General features: G+C 70.1%; 13 protein-coding genes. All 13 read left to right on the top strand.

Features of this window, described 5'->3' with window-relative positions; translation table 11 throughout:
- Nucleotides 1-7: 7 nt before the first annotated feature.
- The gene (gene uraH, locus J3S89_RS22055) at nt 8-364 is read left to right on the top strand and encodes a hydroxyisourate hydrolase (protein WP_217931582.1); all 357 of its coding nucleotides are present in this window, start codon (nt 8-10) and stop codon (nt 362-364) included.
- Nucleotides 342-1,853, top strand: a complete 1,512-nt coding sequence (gene xdhA, locus J3S89_RS22050) for a xanthine dehydrogenase small subunit (RefSeq protein WP_338020057.1) — start codon at nt 342-344, stop codon at nt 1,851-1,853. The genes uraH and xdhA overlap by 23 nt, the downstream gene beginning before the upstream one ends.
- On the top strand, nt 1,846-4,164 hold the full coding sequence (xdhB, locus tag J3S89_RS22045; RefSeq protein ID WP_217931577.1) for a xanthine dehydrogenase molybdopterin binding subunit: 2,319 nt from the start codon (nt 1,846-1,848) through the stop codon (nt 4,162-4,164). Before xdhA ends, xdhB begins: the two co-directional genes overlap by 8 nt.
- Nucleotides 4,161-5,162 (top strand): xanthine dehydrogenase accessory protein XdhC, encoded by a 1,002-nt coding sequence (xdhC, locus tag J3S89_RS22040; protein ID WP_217931575.1) that lies wholly within the window; start codon nt 4,161-4,163, stop codon nt 5,160-5,162. The genes xdhB and xdhC overlap by 4 nt, the downstream gene beginning before the upstream one ends.
- On the top strand, nt 5,159-6,775 hold the full coding sequence (locus J3S89_RS22035; protein WP_217931573.1) for an ABC transporter ATP-binding protein: 1,617 nt from the start codon (nt 5,159-5,161) through the stop codon (nt 6,773-6,775). The genes xdhC and J3S89_RS22035 overlap by 4 nt, the downstream gene beginning before the upstream one ends.
- Nucleotides 6,765-7,844 carry an ABC transporter permease gene (locus tag J3S89_RS22030; protein WP_217931571.1) on the top strand — a complete coding sequence of 360 codons (1,080 nt, stop codon included), beginning with the start codon at nt 6,765-6,767 and terminating at the stop codon, nt 7,842-7,844. The genes J3S89_RS22035 and J3S89_RS22030 overlap by 11 nt, the downstream gene beginning before the upstream one ends.
- Nucleotides 7,841-8,767, top strand: a complete 927-nt coding sequence (locus J3S89_RS22025) for an ABC transporter permease (RefSeq protein WP_217931569.1) — start codon at nt 7,841-7,843, stop codon at nt 8,765-8,767. Before J3S89_RS22030 ends, J3S89_RS22025 begins: the two co-directional genes overlap by 4 nt.
- A gap of 119 nt (nt 8,768-8,886) precedes the next feature.
- Nucleotides 8,887-9,939: a BMP family ABC transporter substrate-binding protein gene (locus J3S89_RS22020; protein WP_217931914.1), complete on the top strand. Its 1,053-nt coding sequence runs from the start codon at nt 8,887-8,889 to the stop codon at nt 9,937-9,939.
- A gap of 185 nt (nt 9,940-10,124) precedes the next feature.
- On the top strand, nt 10,125-11,303 hold the full coding sequence (locus tag J3S89_RS22015) for a urate hydroxylase PuuD (protein ID WP_217931567.1): 1,179 nt from the start codon (nt 10,125-10,127) through the stop codon (nt 11,301-11,303).
- An 11-nt stretch (nt 11,304-11,314) separates the two neighbouring features.
- Nucleotides 11,315-11,827 carry a 2-oxo-4-hydroxy-4-carboxy-5-ureidoimidazoline decarboxylase gene (uraD, locus tag J3S89_RS22010; RefSeq protein ID WP_217931565.1) on the top strand — a complete coding sequence of 171 codons (513 nt, stop codon included), beginning with the start codon at nt 11,315-11,317 and terminating at the stop codon, nt 11,825-11,827.
- Complete coding sequence (locus J3S89_RS22005) at nt 11,824-13,089, top strand: allantoate amidohydrolase (protein WP_217931563.1); 1,266 nt, start codon at nt 11,824-11,826, stop codon at nt 13,087-13,089. The genes uraD and J3S89_RS22005 overlap by 4 nt, the downstream gene beginning before the upstream one ends.
- Nucleotides 13,086-14,408 (top strand): guanine deaminase, encoded by a 1,323-nt coding sequence (gene guaD, locus J3S89_RS22000; protein ID WP_217931561.1) that lies wholly within the window; start codon nt 13,086-13,088, stop codon nt 14,406-14,408. Before J3S89_RS22005 ends, guaD begins: the two co-directional genes overlap by 4 nt.
- A complete protein-coding gene (locus tag J3S89_RS21995; protein WP_217931559.1) occupies nt 14,405-15,637 on the top strand; it encodes a M20/M25/M40 family metallo-hydrolase in 1,233 nt (410 codons plus the stop codon). The genes guaD and J3S89_RS21995 overlap by 4 nt, the downstream gene beginning before the upstream one ends.
- The last annotated feature ends 33 nt before the right edge of the window (nt 15,638-15,670 follow it).

The following is a 15,670-nucleotide window of genomic DNA, read 5'->3' as shown; positions in this document are numbered from 1 at the left end:
AGGACCGATGGGCAGACTGACGACACACGTACTCGACACGTCGACCGGCTTGCCGGCGGCCAATCTCTCGCTCGCGCTGTGGGCACTCGATCCGGACGGCGCGCGCCGGCTGCTGGTCGAGACGCGCACCAATGCCGACGGACGCGTCGACCGGCCGCTGCTCGAGGACGCCACCTTCGTGCCGGGCGTCTACGAATTGATCTTCCGGGTCGGCGCCTACTTCTGGACGAACGGCGCGAACCTGCCCGATCCTGCCTTCCTGGACGAGATCCCGCTGCGATTCGGCGTGGCGGACGCGAGCGGTCACCTGCACGTGCCGCTGCTCGTCTCGCCCTACGGATATGCCACCTATCGAGGGAGCTGACGCCATGCGGGGATCGATACGGTATCTCTCGCGGGGTCGCGTGATCGAGCGGAGCGACGTCGCGCCCACCGAGATGCTGATCGATCACCTGCGTCTCGTCCGAGGCCTCACCGGCACCCGCGAGGGCTGCGGCGAGGGCGACTGCGGCGCCTGCACCGTGGCGCTCGGCCGGCTCGACGGCGATCGTCTGGTCTATGAGCCGGTCACCGCCTGCATCCGCCCGACCGCCTCGATCGACGGCTGCGAACTCGTGACGATCGAGGATCTCGACGCCGACGGCACGCTGCACCCGATCCAGGAGGCGATGGTGCGCCATCACGGCGCCCAATGCGGCTTCTGCACCCCCGGCATCGTCATGAGCTTGTTCACGCTGTGGGCACGCGAGGGCGAGGTCGACCGCGAGGCGGTGATCGACCGTCTCGCCGGCAATCTCTGCCGCTGCACCGGCTATCGCCCGATCGTCGACGCCGCGCTCGAGGCCTGCGACGCGCGCCGGGACGCCCGTCCGCCGATCACCTTCCTCGTCCGCGCCGCCGAGGCCGCCGCCCGCCTCGCCGAAATGGCCGACGGCGTCGACGTCTTCCTCGGCGACGAGACCCGCTTCTTCGCCGCGCCGCGCCGTCTCGACACGCTGCTCGAGCTCACCCGCGCCTTCCCCGACGCGACTCTCCTCGGCGGCGCCACCGACGTCGGCCTGTGGATCACCAAGGGCGGCCGCGACCTGCCCCGGGTGATCCATCTCGGCCATGTCGAGGGGCTCGACACGATCGTCGAGGACGAAGAGGCGATCACGCTCGGCGCCGGCGTCAGCCTCGAGCGGGCCGGGCGGGCGCTGGGGCGCCTCGACCCCGACGTCGCCGCGATCTTCCGCCGGATCGGCGGCGCCCAGGTGCGCGCCTCCGGCACCCTCGGCGGCAACATCGCCAACGGCTCGCCGATCGGCGACACGCCGCCGCTCCTGATCGCCCTCGGCGCCACCCTCGAACTGTGCTCCGCCGACCGCGTCCGCACCCTCGATCTCGAGGACTTCTTCCTCGACTACGGCCGTCAGGATCGTTCCCCCGGCGAGATCGTGACCGCGATCCGGGTGCCCCGGCCGACCGCCGCCCAGGCCTTCCGCGCCTGGAAGATCGCCAAGCGCCACGATCAGGACATCTCGACCCTGCTCGGCGCGGTCCGCCTGACGCTCGCCGGCCCGACCGTGGTGGAGGCCCGCATCGCCTTCGGCGGCATGGCCGGCACGCCGCGCCGGGCCTCCGGCGCCGAGGCCGCCCTGATCGGCGCCTCGCTCGTCGAGGCCGCCAGCTGGCGCGCCGCGCTCGAGGCGCTGCGTCTCGACTTCACGCCGCTCACCGACCTGCGCGGCACCTCGGACTATCGTCTCGAAGTGGCGGTGTCCCTCCTCGGCAAGGCCCTCGCCGAGATCGCGGGAACGCCGACGAGCAAGACCCGCGTCTTCGCCCGCAGAGAGGGAGGCGGCCATGACTGAGCCCCTCGTCGGCCGCGCCCTGCCGCACGAATCGGCGGTCCGCCACGTCACCGGCGCCGCCCCCTACATCGACGATCTGCCCGAGCCGGCCGGCACCCTCCACATCGCTCCGGGCTGGTGCCGCGACGCCGCGCGCGGCCGCCTGATCGGCGTCGATCTCGACGCCGTCCGCGCCCATCCCGGCGTGGTCGCGGTGCTGACCGCCGAGGACGTGCCGGCGGTCAACGACTGCTCGCCCTCGATCGGCGGCGACCCGGTCTTCGCCGAGGGCGTGATCCGCTTCCATGGTCAGGTCGTCTTCGCGGTGGTCGCCACCACCCGCGCGAGCGCCCGCGCCGCCGCCCGTCTCGCCCGTTTCGAGGTCGAGGCCGAACGCCCCGCCGTCACCGTCGCCGACGCCGTCGATCGCGACAGCGACGTCCTGCCGCCCTATGCCTTCCGCAAGGGCGACGCCGAGGCGGCCCTCGTCGCCGCGCCGCATCGTCTGGCGGAGACGGTCTTCGTCGGCGGCCAGGAACATTTCTATCTGGAGACCCAGGTCGCCTTCGCCGAACCGCTCGAGGGCGGCGAGATCCGCCTCCTCTCCTCGACCCAGCATCCGACCGAGGTTTCCCACGTCGCCGCGCGCGTCCTCGGCCTGCCCGAGGCGATGATCACCTGCGAGTGCCGGCGCATGGGGGGCGGCTTCGGCGGCAAGGAGAGCCAGGCGACGCAATGGGCGGTGATCGCCGCGCTCGCCGCGCGCGCGACCGGCCGTCCCGCCAAGATCCGGCTCGACCGCGACGACGACATGATCATGACCGGCAAGCGCCACGACATGCGCGTCGATTGGCACGCCGGTTTCGATGACGCCGGGCGGATCCGCGCGGTCGACGTGACGTTCCTGGCGCGCTGCGGCCATTCCGCCGACCTGTCGCAGGGCGTCGTCGATCGCACCCTGTTCCACGCCGACAACGCCTACGACTACCCGGCCGCGACCATCCGCTCGCGCCGGCTCCTGACCGACACCGTCTCCAACACCGCCTTCCGCGGCTTCGGCGGCCCCCAGGGCGTCGCCTTCGCCGAGCGGATGATGGACGCGGTCGCCATCCGCCTCGGCCGCGATCCGCTCGACGTCCGCCTCGCCAATCTCTATCCGGACGCGCGCTCGCCCCATCACGGCGTCACCCCCTATGGGCAGGTGGTCGACGGCGGCATTCTCCAGGCGCTGATCGGCGAACTCGAACGCACCTCGGACTATCGCGCCCGCGTCGCCGAGATCGAGGCCTTCAACGGCGCGAGCCCGTTCCTGCGGCGCGGCATCGCGCTGACCCCGGTCAAGTTCGGCATCTCTTTCACGCTGACCCATCTCAATCAGGCCGGCGCCCTGGTCCACGTCTATGCCGACGGCTCGGTCGCGGTGAACCACGGCGGCACCGAGATGGGGCAGGGGCTCCACACCAAGATCCTGCAGATCGTCGCCGACGTCTTCGGCCTGCCGCTGGCGCGGGTCCGCATCGCCGCCACCTCGACCGCCAAGGTGCCCAACACCGCGCCGACGGCGGCCTCCTCCGGCTCCGATCTCAACGGCATGGCGGCGCTGCGCGCCGCCATGATCATCCGCGATCGTCTGGCGGTGAAGGCGGCGGACCTGCTCGGCTGTCCGGTCGAGGCGGTGCGTTTCGAGGGCGGCCGCGTCCACGGTCCCGACCGCAGCCACTCCTTCGCCGACGTCGCCCGTCAGGCCCACCTCGGCCGGCTGTCGCTGTCGTCGACCGGCTTCTACGCCACGCCCGATCTCGTCTGGGATCGCGAGAACGGCCACGGCAGGCCGTTCTTCTACTTCGCGCAAGGCGCGGCCTGCGCCGAGGTGGTCGTCGACACGCTCACCGGCGAGATGCGGGTGACCCGGGTCGACGTGCTGCACGACGTCGGCCGGTCGCTCAATCCGGCGCTCGATCTCGGTCAGATCGAAGGCGCCTTCGTCCAGGGCATGGGCTGGCTCACCACCGAGGAGCTGGTGTTCGACGACAAGGGGCGCCTGCGCACCCACGCGCCCTCGACCTACAAGATCCCGACCGCCTTCGACGTCCCCGCCGATTTCCGGGTTCGTCTCTGGGAGGGCGAATCGGCCGTCGACACGGTCCATCGCTCCAAGGCGGTCGGCGAGCCGCCCCTGATGCTGGCGGTCTCGGTCCATTCGGCGATCCTGAGGGCGCTCGCCTCGCTGGCGCCGGGGCGGGTGCCGCCGCTCGACCTGCCGGCGACGCCGGAAGCGATCGTCGTCGCCGCCCGCGCCATGAGACACCCCGCGAGCGGAGGGCGTTCGTGATCGCCGAGTGGAGCCGCGTTCTGGAGATCCTGGAGGACCAGGGGCGCGTCGCCCGTGTCGTGGTGGTGGCGACGCGCGGGTCGACCCCGCGCGAGATCGGCGCCTCGCTGCTGGTGCGCCGCGACCTCGGCTTTCGCGGCACCATCGGCGGTGGCGCGCTCGAATGGCGGGCGCTGCGGCTCGCCTGGAATGCGCTCGGCGAAGGCGACGCCGCCGTGACGCTCCACGACGTCGTGCTCGGCCCGGATCTCGGCCAGTGCTGCGGCGGCCGGGTGACGCTGGGCATCGAGGTGCTCGACGAGAGCGATCTCGCCACCGTGCGCCGGCTCGCCGCGCGCGAGGCCGAAGGGCCGTTCTTCACCGAGGCGCGAATCGAGGGCCGCCGCCTCGTCCGCGACGTCGCCGCCGATCCCGGCGCGCCCGGCCTGCGGGCCGACGGCACCTGGGTCGAACGATTCGGCGACGACCGCCGTCCCCTGTTCCTGTTCGGCGCCGGCCACGTCGGCCGCGCCCTGACGCTCGCCCTGGCGCCGCTGCCGTTCCGGGTCGAATGGATCGACGGCCGCGACGACGCCTTTCCCGCCGCCCATCCCGCGAACGCCACCTGCCGGGTCGTGCCCGACCCGGTCGCGGCCCTCGCCGCGATGCCGGCGGGCGCCTTCGTTCTCGCCATGACCCATGATCACGCGCTCGATCTGGCGATCGTCGACGCCGCCCTGCGGCGCTCCGATCTGCCCCATGTCGGGGTCATCGGCTCGAAAACCAAGCGTGCTCGATTCGTGAGCAGACTTCTGGAAATGGGGCATACGGAGGCGGCGATCCGTCGTATGGTCATGCCCGTCGGGGCCGGGGGGCCGCGATCGAAATCACCGGCGGTGATCGCCGCCGCGGTCGCCCTGGAGCTTCTCGTTCTCGACGAGGCCGCCCGGGAGACGGATCGAGAGACGGATCGCGCGGCATCGCGCGCGTCCGCGCGGATGAGTGGAGTGGGGGCATGACGGCGAGCGAGACGACGGTTCCGAACGAGGAGGGCGGCGCCGGCGACGAGTTCCTCGTCGAGGCGCGGGGGATCGTCAAACGATTCGGCGCCTTCACCGCCAACGATCACGTCGATCTGGGGATTCGCCCCGGCGAGATCCACGCCCTGCTCGGCGAGAACGGCGCCGGCAAGTCGACGCTGGTCAAGATGATCTACGGCTCGCTCCAGCCGACCGAGGGGCGCTTCTTCTGGAAGGGCGAGGCGGTCTCGATCTCCGATCCCAACACCGCCCGCCGTCTCGGCATCGGCATGGTGTTCCAGCACTTCTCGCTGTTCGAGGCGCTGACGGTGGCCGAGAACATCGCCCTGGCGCTCCCCGGCGCCTTCGACATGAAGGCGCTGTCGACCCGGATCACCGATCTCTCCCGCGACTACGGCCTGCCGCTCGAGCCGCGCGCGGTGGTCGCCGATCTCTCGGTCGGCGAGCGCCAGCGCATCGAGATCGTCCGCTGTCTGATCCAGGAACCCAAACTTCTGATCATGGACGAGCCGACGGCGGTCCTGACCCCGCAGGAGGCCGACCAGCTCTTCCTGACGCTGGAGCGGCTGGCGAGCGAGGGCTGTGCCGTCCTCTACATCTCGCACCGGCTGGAGGAGGTGAAGCGCCTCTGCCACGCCGCCACCATCCTGCGTCACGGCAAGGTGGTCGCCCGCGTCGACCCGCGCGCCGAGACCGCGGCGAGCCTCGCCCGCCTGATGGTCGGCGCCGACGTCCATGCGATCCGGCCCAAACACGCCCGCATCGGCGGCCCGCCGCGCCTCTTCCTCGACAAGCTCGACCTGCCGGCCTCCGGCCCCTTCTCGGTCGCCCTCGAGGGCATCTCGCTGGAACTCAGGGCCGGCGAGATCCTCGGCATCGCCGGGGTCGCCGGCAACGGCCAGTCGGAATTCTTCGACGCGATCTCCGGCGAACGTCCGGTCGAGCGCAACAGCGCGGTGGTGATCGACGGCACCGCCTGCGGCAGCCTCGGCGTCACCGAGCGGCGCAGGCTCGGCGCCGCCTTCGTGCCCGAGGAACGCCTCGGCCACGGCGCCGTGCCGGCCTTCCCGCTCTCCGAGAACGTCGTCCTGACCCGCCACGCGGCCTACGAGGATTCCGGCCGCAACCTGATCGGCTTCCTCGACTTCGCCCGCGCCCGCTCCACCGCCGCCCGCGTGTCGGAGGCCTATGACGTGCGCAAGGGCAAGCCCGATCCGGAGGCGCGCTCGCTCTCCGGCGGCAACCTGCAGAAATTCGTGGTGGGGCGCGAACTCGACCGCAAGCCGCTGCTGCTCCTGGTCAATCAACCGACCTGGGGCGTCGACGCCGGCGCCGCCGCGCTGATCCGTCAGGCCCTGATCGACCTCGCCGCCGACGGTTCGGCGGTGTTGATGATCAGTCAGGATCTCGACGAGATCTTCGAGATCGCCGATCGCATCGCGGTTCTCTCGCGCGGGCACCTTTCGCCCGCCTACGACGCCCATGTGATGACGCTCGAGAAGATCGGTCTCCTGATGGGCGGTGCCCATGGGGGATCGGACCGGGTCGACGAGGCTCGTCAGCTGAGGGAGGCCGACGGCCATGCGCTTTGAGTTGGAAAAGCGGAGCGAGCGCTCTCTCGTCATGGCCTGGGCCTCGCCGGTGATCGCCGTCGTCGCCACCATGATCACCGGCGGCCTGATCTTCGCGATCCTCGGCAAGCCGCCGCTGACCGCGCTGTGGGTATTCTTCGTCGAGCCCTTCTCCTCGCTGTGGAGCCTCCAGGAACTGGTGGTCAAGGCGACCCCGCTGATCCTGATCGGCGTCGGCCTCTCCGTCGCCTATCGCGCCAACGTCTGGAACATCGGGGCCGAGGGACAGCTGACGGCGGGCGCGCTCGCCGGCTCGATGGTGCCGATCCTGTTCAATTCCTGGCAGTCGCCGCTGACCCTGGTGGCGATGCTGGTGCTCGGCATTCTCGGCGGCATGATCTGGGCGCTGGTCCCGGCGCTCCTCAAGGTGAAGACCGGCGCCAACGAGATCCTGGTCTCGCTGATGATGGTCTATGTCGCCCAGCTGTTGCTCGATTGGCTGGTGCGCGGCCCCTGGCGCGATCCCCACGGCTACAATTTCCCGAAGTCCGTCTCCTTCGAGGATTGGCAGACCATGCCGACCATCGGCGACGGCCGCCTCAACATCGGTATCGTCATCGCCGTGGTGGTGGCGATCGCGCTCGCCGTGCTGATGCGGCGCACCATCAAGGGTTACGAGGTGCGGGTGATGGGCGAGGCGCCGCGCGCCGGCCGCTTCGCCGGCTTCTCCGCCGATCGCATGGTGATCTTCGTGTTCCTGCTCTCCGGCGGTCTCGCCGGCCTCGCCGGGGTGATCGAGGTCGCCTCCACGGTCGGCCAGCTCCAGCCCAACATCTCGCCCGGCTACGGCTTCACCGCGATCATCGTCGCCTTCCTCGGCCGGCTCGATCCGATCGGCGTGGTGGTGGCGGCCCTGATGCTCGCCGTGAGCTATCTCGGCGGCGAGGCGGCGCAGATCGCCCTCGGCCTCTCCGACAAGGCGGCGCGGGTGTTCCAGGGCGTGCTGTTGTTCTGGGTCCTCGCCTGCGACACTCTGATCCTCTATCGCCCCCGCCTCGTGTTCGGGACCACCCCGGAGGCCGCCCGATGAGCACCGATTCCGCCCTTCTCGCGGTTCTCCTCACCATCGTCACCGCCTCGACCCCGCTCTTGCTGGCGGCGCTGGGCGAACTCGTCACCGAACGCGCCGGCGTCCTCAATCTCGGCGTCGAGGGCATGATGGTGATGGGCGCCGTCGCCGGCTTCGCGGTGGCGCTGACCACCGGCTCGCCCTATCTCGGCATCGTCGCCTCGGCGCTCGCCGGCGCGGCGCTGGCGGTTCCCTTCGGCTTCCTGACCCTCAATCTCGTCGCCAATCAGGTCGCGACCGGATTGGCGCTGACGCTTCTCGGCCTCGGTCTCTCCGGCCTGATCGGCGAATCCTTCGTCGGTCAGCCCGGCGTCCGCCTCGCCAAGATCCACATTCCCGGCCTCAGCGATCTGCCCTTCGTCGGGCCGCTGCTGTTCGGCCAGGACGTGCTGGTCTATCTGGCGCTCGCGCTCGCCGTGTTCGTCTCCTGGGGTGTCTTCCGCACCCGCGCCGGCCTGGTGCTGCGCGCCGTCGGCGACAATCACGCCTCGGCGCACGCGCTCGGCTATTCGGTGATCCGGGTGCGCTGGCTCGCGGTCCTCTTCGGGGGCGCCCTGTCGGGCCTCGGCGGCGGCTATCTCTCGCTCGCCTACACGCCGCAATGGATCGAGAACATGACCGCCGGGCGCGGCTGGATCGCGCTGGCGCTGGTGGTGTTCTCGTCGTGGCTTCCGGGACGGCTGGTGATCGGCGCCTATCTCTTCGGCGCGGTGACGATCCTCGGCTTCTTCGTCCAGGGCCTCGGCGTCGGCGTTCCCTCGCAGCTCTTGTCGTCGCTGCCCTATCTCGTCACCATCGCCGCTCTCGTCGCCATCTCGCGCAAGCGCGGCGGTGGCGGCGACGCGCCCGCCTGTCTCGGCCGATCCTTCGTGCCGGATCGGTGATTCCCTTTCGCGCCGGAGCCCGCACGCGGTCGGGCCCGCCCGCGAGAATGCATTCAACCGCCCCTCGGATGGAGGAAGTCCTCATGAAGAACTGGTCCGCGCTCACCCGTCGTGACGCGATGAAGACCGCCCTGCTCGGCTCGGTGGCGCTCGCCGCCGGCGCCGCCGGGCCGGCCGCCGCCGCCGACAAGCTCAAGGCCGCCTGGGTCTACGTCGGCCCGGTCGGCGACTTCGGCTATTCCTACCAGCACGATCAGGGCCGCAAGGCGGTCGAGAAGGAACTCGGCGACAAGGTCGTCACCTCCTATGTCGAGAACGTGCCGGAAGGCCCCGACGCGGAGCGCGCCATCGAGCGCCTCGCCCGCGACGGCAACCAGATCATCTTCACCACTTCCTTCGGCTTCATGGACCCGACCATCAAGGTCGCCAAGAAGTACCCCAAGGTGAAATTCGCCCACGCCACCGGCTACAAGCGCGCCGAGAACGTCTCGACCTTCTCCGCCCGCTTCTATGAAGGCCGCTACGTCATCGGCCAGATCGCCGGCAAGATGACCAAGTCGAACGTCATCGGCTACATCGTCTCCTTCCCGATCCCCGAAGTGGTCTCCGGCATCAACGCCTTCATGCTCGGCGCCCAGTCGGTGAACCCGAACGTCAAGGTCAAGATCGTGTGGGTGAACTCCTGGTACGATCCGGGCAAGGAAGCCGACGCGGCGAAGGTGCTGATCGGCCAGGGCGCCGACATCCTGACCCAGCACACCGACTCCACCGCCCCCCTCCAGGTGGCGCAGGAGAAGGGCATCCTCGGCTTCGGCCAGTCCTCGGACATGGCGAAGTTCGCGCCCAAGGCCCAGATCACCGCCATCACCGACGATTGGGACGGCTACTACGTCGACCAGGTCAAGCAGGTCCTCGCCGGCACCTGGAAGTCGACCGACACCTGGGACGGCATGGCCAAGGGCATGGTCGTCCTGCCGCCGATCGTAAACGTCCCCGACGACGTCAAGGCGATGGCCGAGAAGACCATGGCCGGCATCAAGGATGGTTCGATCAAGCCCTTCGGCGGCAAGATCACCAAGCAGGACGGGACCGTGGTCGAGAACCTCGACGACGGCGCCATCCTGTCGATGAACTGGTACGTCAAGGGCATCGACGACAAGCTTCCGGGCTGATCCACGATCGGGGCGTCCGCGACGGAGATCGTCGCGGACGCCCTGCCTTTGTCCTGTTCATGGCCAACATTTGTGCGGCGGTCGCCGTGCGCCAATGTTGTATACGATATTGCCCTGCGATAAATTGTGATCGGCGGCCCCCGCGTGATCCGCCTTGCGCCATCGAGATCGAGAAGGGCCGCGCGATGCTCGCTTATGCCGCCGATTGGCTGAACATCCTGACGCGCTGGTTCCATCTGATCGTCGGCATCGGCTGGATCGGCACCTCGTTCTTCTTCATCGCCCTCGACGTCTCCTTCCGCAAGGATCCGAAGACCCCGTCGGACGTCTACGGCACCGCATGGCTGGTCCATGGCGGCGGCTTCTATCATGTCGACAAGTTCACGGTCGCGCCGCCGACGCTGCCGGAGCATCTGAAGTGGTACAAATGGGACGCCTACCTGACCTTCGTCAGCGGCATCGTCCTGATGGCGGTCCAGTATTGGCTGAACGCCCGCGCCTATATGATCGACCCCAAGGTGATGCCGCTCGAGCCGTGGCAGGCGATCGCCATTTCGATCGGCGCGCTCACCGCCGGCTGGTTCACCTATGACGCGATCTGCCGGTCGCCGCTCGGCCGCACCACCTTGCCCTTGGCGGCGGTGGTCTTCGTGCTGATCGTCGGCGCCGCCTTCGGCTTCACCCATGTGTTCTCCGGTCGCGGTGCCTTCCTCCACGTCGGCGCCTTCGTCGGCACGATCATGGCGGCCAACGTCTTCCGGGTCATCATCCCGAACCAGCGCAAGATGGTCGATCAGCTGATCGCCGGCGAGACCCCGGACGGCCGCCTCGGCGCCATGGCCAAGCAGCGCTCGGTCCACAACACCTATCTGACCCTGCCGGTCCTCCTGATGATGGTGTCGAACCATTATCCGATCCTGTCGAACCATCCGCAGTCGTGGCTGCTCGCCGCGCTGATCCTGGTGGTCGGCGGCCCGATCCGCCACTTCATCGTCCGCCACGAGGCCGGCGACGGCCTGGCGAAGATCCTGTGGGCCCCGGCGATCGCCGCCGTCGGCCTGATCGCCGCGCTGATCCTGACCGCGCCCAAGACCGCGACCCTGTCGGGCGCCGCCGTTTCCGACACGGAAGTGCTGGCATTGACCGCGAAACACTGCATCATGTGTCACGCCGTCAAACCGACCCACGAGGGCTTCACCGAGGCGCCGAAGGGGGTCACCCTCGGTGCTGTCGACGACCTCGTTCGCTTCGCGCCGCTGATCAAGGCGCAGGCGGTCGACACCGACGCCATGCCGCTCGGCAACGAGACCGGCTTCACCGACGAAGATCGCGCCAAACTCGCCGGCTGGCTCGCCGCGCATTGAGGGGAGGGGGCATGTCGCTGAGCCTCGACGCGGTGAACGCGCTTCCGCCCGACGACTTCGTCGCGACCTTCGCCGACGTCGCCGAACATTCGCCCTGGGTGGCCGAAGGCGCCGTCGCGTCGCGCCCCTATGCCTCGCGCGAGGCGATGATCGTCGCCTTCGCGGACGCGATCGCCACCGCCTCGGCCGAGACCCGCCTCGCCCTGATCCGCGCCCACCCCGATCTCGCCGGCCGCGCCGCCCGCGCCGGCACGGTCGCCGAGGCGTCGCGCAAGGAACAGGCCGGCGCCGGCCTCGACACCTTGACCGACGAGGAATTCGCTCGATTTACTCGTCTGAACGACGCCTATCGGGCGAAGTTCGGCTTTCCCTTCATCCTCGCGGTCAAGGGAGCGACCAAGACGACGATCCTCGAGGCCTTCGAGGCGCGTCTGCCGAACCCGCCCGAGGCCGAATTCGATCAGGCGATCGGGCAGATCGTCCGCATCGTCCGCTTCCGCCTCGAGGATCGCATCGCCCAGTGACCGACGCCGCCCGCTCGCCCGAAGATCTCGGCCGCCTCGCCCAGAGCCTGCTCGACGAACTCGCTCGCGTCACCGACGAGCCGGGCCGGATCACCCGTACCTATCTGTCGCCGGCCCACGCTCGCTCGATCGATCTGGTCGGCGGCTGGATGCGCGAGCGCGGCCTGACCACCGAACTCGATCCCGTCGCCACCTTGCGCGGCCGCCGTGCCGCCGACGAGGGCGCCGCCCCGCGCACCCTCCTGATCGGCTCGCACATCGACACCGTCGTCGATGCCGGCAAGCTCGACGGCACGCTCGGCGTGATCGGCGGCATCCTCGCGCTGGAGGAGATCGAACGACGCGGCCTTCGGCTTCCCTTTGCCGTCGAAATATTGGCCTTCGGCGACGAAGAAGGCGTTCGCTTCCCCTCGGCGCTCTCATCCTCGTCGGCCGCGACCGGAACCTATCGCCGCGAGTGGCTGGAGGCGCGCGACCGCGACGGCGTCAAACTGGCGGAGGCGTTGATCGCCTTCGGCTGCGATCCTGCCCGGATCGAGACGGCGACGATCGACCCCGCCGGCGTCCTCGGCTATCTCGAGATCCACATCGAGCAGGGTCCGCGTCTGGAACATTGGGGGCTGCCGCTCGGCGTCGTCACTTCGATTGCCGGCCAGACCCGCATGTCGATGACCCTGACCGGCATGGCCGGCCACGCCGGCACCGTGCCGATGGATCTGCGCCGCGACGCGCTCGCCGGTCTCGCCGAGATCATCCTCGGCGTCGAGCGGATCGGCCGCCAGGGCACCGGCGAACTGGTCGCCACCGTCGGCCGGGTCCAGGTCTTTCCCGGCGCCGGCAACACCGTTCCCGGCCGGGTCGAGGCGAGCCTCGACGTGCGCGCCGCCGCCGACACGCCGCGCCTCGTCGCGCTCGAGCGCATCGCCTGGGAGGCCGGGCGCATCGCCGAACGGCGCGGCCTGAGCGTCGCCCTCGAACGCAACGTCGACGTGCCGACCTGCCCGATGGACGAAGGCCTGCAGGAGGCCTTCGCCCGCGCCGTCGTTTCGCTCGGGCTCGATCTGCGCCGCCTGCCCTCGGGCGCCGGCCACGACGCCATGGCGATGGCGCGGTCCTTCCCCTCCGCCATGCTGTTCATCCGGTCCAAGGCCGGCATCAGCCACAATCCCCTGGAATGGTCGGATCCGCTCGATCTCGGTCTCGGCATCGAGGCGCTGGTGCGCACCATCCTGGATCTGGCCGAGAAGGAGCGAGACCGTTGAGCGAGATTCACTTCGCCCGGACCCTCTCCTATCTCGACGATCCCGCCCACGCGGGTGCCGCCGCCGTGCGCTTTCACGAGCGCGGCGCGGTCGTGGTCGACGACGACGGCCGGATCCTGTGGTCGGGCGCGGCGGCCGATCTCCCCGCCCGCCACAGCGCCGCGCCCCGCGTCGATCACGGCGACCGCCTGCTCTCGGCCGGCTTCATCGACACCCACGTCCATTTCCCGCAATGGCGCATGCTCGCCGCCCCCGGCCGTGATCTCCTCGAGTGGCTGGAGCGCTTCACCTTCCGCGAGGAGGCACGTTATGCGGACCGCATGCATGCCGAAGCGGCCGCCGAGGCCTTTCTCGACCGCCTGCTCGAGAACGGAACCACTTGCGCCGCCGCCTATTCCTCGTCCCACGCGGTGGCGGCCGAGGCACTCTTCTCGGCGGCGCAGCGGCGCGGCATGGCGATCGCCACCGGCAAGACGCTGATGGATCGCGCCTGCCCCGAGAGCGTGCGTGACGACCCCGAGAAGGGCATCCTGGAGAGCGAGGCGCTGATCGCGCGGTGGCACGGCCGTGGCCGCGCCCGCTACGTGATCACCCCGCGCTTCGCCATCACCTCGACCGAGACCCAGCTCCGGCTCGCGGGCGAGCTTCTCGCCGCGCATCCGCGCTGCCTGATGCAGACCCATCTCTCCGAGAGCCCGCGCGAGATCGAGACCGTGCGCGCGCTCTTCCCCAAGGCGGCGAGCTACACCGACGTCTACGATCGCTTCGGCCTGCTCGGGCCGCGCTCGCTCTTCGGTCATGCCATCCACCTCGACGAGGTCGAGCGCCGCCGTCTCGCCGAGACCGGCTCGATCGCCGTCCATTGCCCGACTTCGAACCTCTTCCTCGGCTCCGGCCTCTTCGATCTCGCCGGCCTCGAGGATCAGGAGCGTCCGGTCCGCGTCGCGCTCGCAACCGACGTCGGCGGCGGCACCTCCTGGTCGATGCCGGCGACCTGCGGCCGTGCCATCGAGATCGCGCGGCTCAAGGGCGGCGACCTCACCGCCACCCGCGCCTTCTATCTCGCCACCCTCGGCAATGCCCGCGCCCTCGGCCTCGAGGGCGAGATCGGCTCGCTCGAACCCGGCCGTTTCGCCGACTTCGTGGTGCTCGACCCGCGCGCCACCCCCGTCCTCGCCGCCCGCGACGATCTCTCCGAGACGCTCGAGGATCGCCTCTTCGCCCTCGCCGTGCTCGGCGACGATCGCATCGTCACCGAGACCCGCGTCGCCGGCCGCCGCCTCCATTCCCGTGACACCGCTGACGGAACCCCCCGATGACCACCGACACCGCCGCCCGCATCGCCGCCCTCGTCGACGCCTCGTTCGAAGACGAGGTGGCGATGGTCGCCGCCCTGGTGAAATGCCCCTCCGACAATCCGCCCGGCGATTGCGCCGCCCATGCCGAGGTGACGGCGAAGGAACTGGAGGCGCGCGGCTTCACGGTCGAGCGTCACCCGGTGCCGAAGGCCGTGGTCGAGGCCAACGGCATGATCTCCGCCACCAACCTCATCGCCCGCCGCAGCTTCGGCACCGGCGGCCCGGTGATCGCGCTCAACGCCCATGGCGACGTCGTCCCCCCCGGCGAGGGCTGGACCGCCGACCCCTACGGCGCCGAGATCCGCGACGGCTGGATGTACGGACGTGGCGTCGCGGTGTCGAAGTGCGACTTCGCCACCTACGCCTTCGCGATCCTCGCCCTCGAGAAGGCCGGCGTTCCCCTGAACGGCACGGTCGAGATCCACGGCACCTGGGACGAGGAGGCCGGCGGCGAGATCGGCCCGAAATGGCTCCTCGAAGAGGGGCTGACCAAGCCGACCCACGCCATCGCCGCCGGCTTCTCCTATGCCGTCGTCGATGCCCACAACGGCTGTCTCCACCTGGAGATCGTGGTCGAGGGCAAGTCCGCCCATGCCGCCATGCCCTTCACCGGCATCGATGCGCTGGAGGCGGCGACCGGCGTGCTGAACGGGCTCTATGCCTTCCGAAAGTCGCTCGCAGCGACCGTCTCGGCGACCCCGGGCATCGGCAGCCCGCAGCTCACCGTCGGCCTGATCGAAGGCGGCATCAACACCAACGTCGTGCCCGACAAGGTCAAGATCCGGCTCGACCGCCGCATGATCCCGGAAGAGAGCCCGGAGACGGTCGAGGCGGACCTGCGCGGCGTCATCGAGGGCGCGATGAAGGCCTATCCGGCCGCCCGGGTGAGCATCAACCGCATCCTGCTCGCCCGCCCGCTGACCCCGCTGCCGGGCTCGGAGTCGCTCTCGGCGGCGCTGACGAAGCACGCCTCCGCCGTCTTCGGCGAGGAGATCGGCATCAAGGGCGTGCCGCTCTATACCGACGCCCGCCACTATGCCGACGCCGGCGTGCCGATCGTCCTCTACGGCGCGGGGCCGCGCACCATCATCGAGGCCAACGCCCACCGCGCCGACGAGCGCCTGCCGCTCGAGGACCTGCGCAAGGCGACGCAGGTGGTGGCGCTGGCGCTGGCCGACCTGTTGGGGTGATCGGGACGTGGGGAGGGCGGGCTCCATGCCCTC

The sequence above is a fragment of the Pinisolibacter aquiterrae genome, from assembly GCF_019160155.1.
In the GTDB taxonomy this organism is placed as follows: domain Bacteria; phylum Pseudomonadota; class Alphaproteobacteria; order Rhizobiales; family Ancalomicrobiaceae; genus Pinisolibacter; species Pinisolibacter aquiterrae.
The sequence above is the reverse complement of the archived record's forward strand: the minus strand, read 5'-3'. Positions and strand labels throughout refer to the sequence as shown.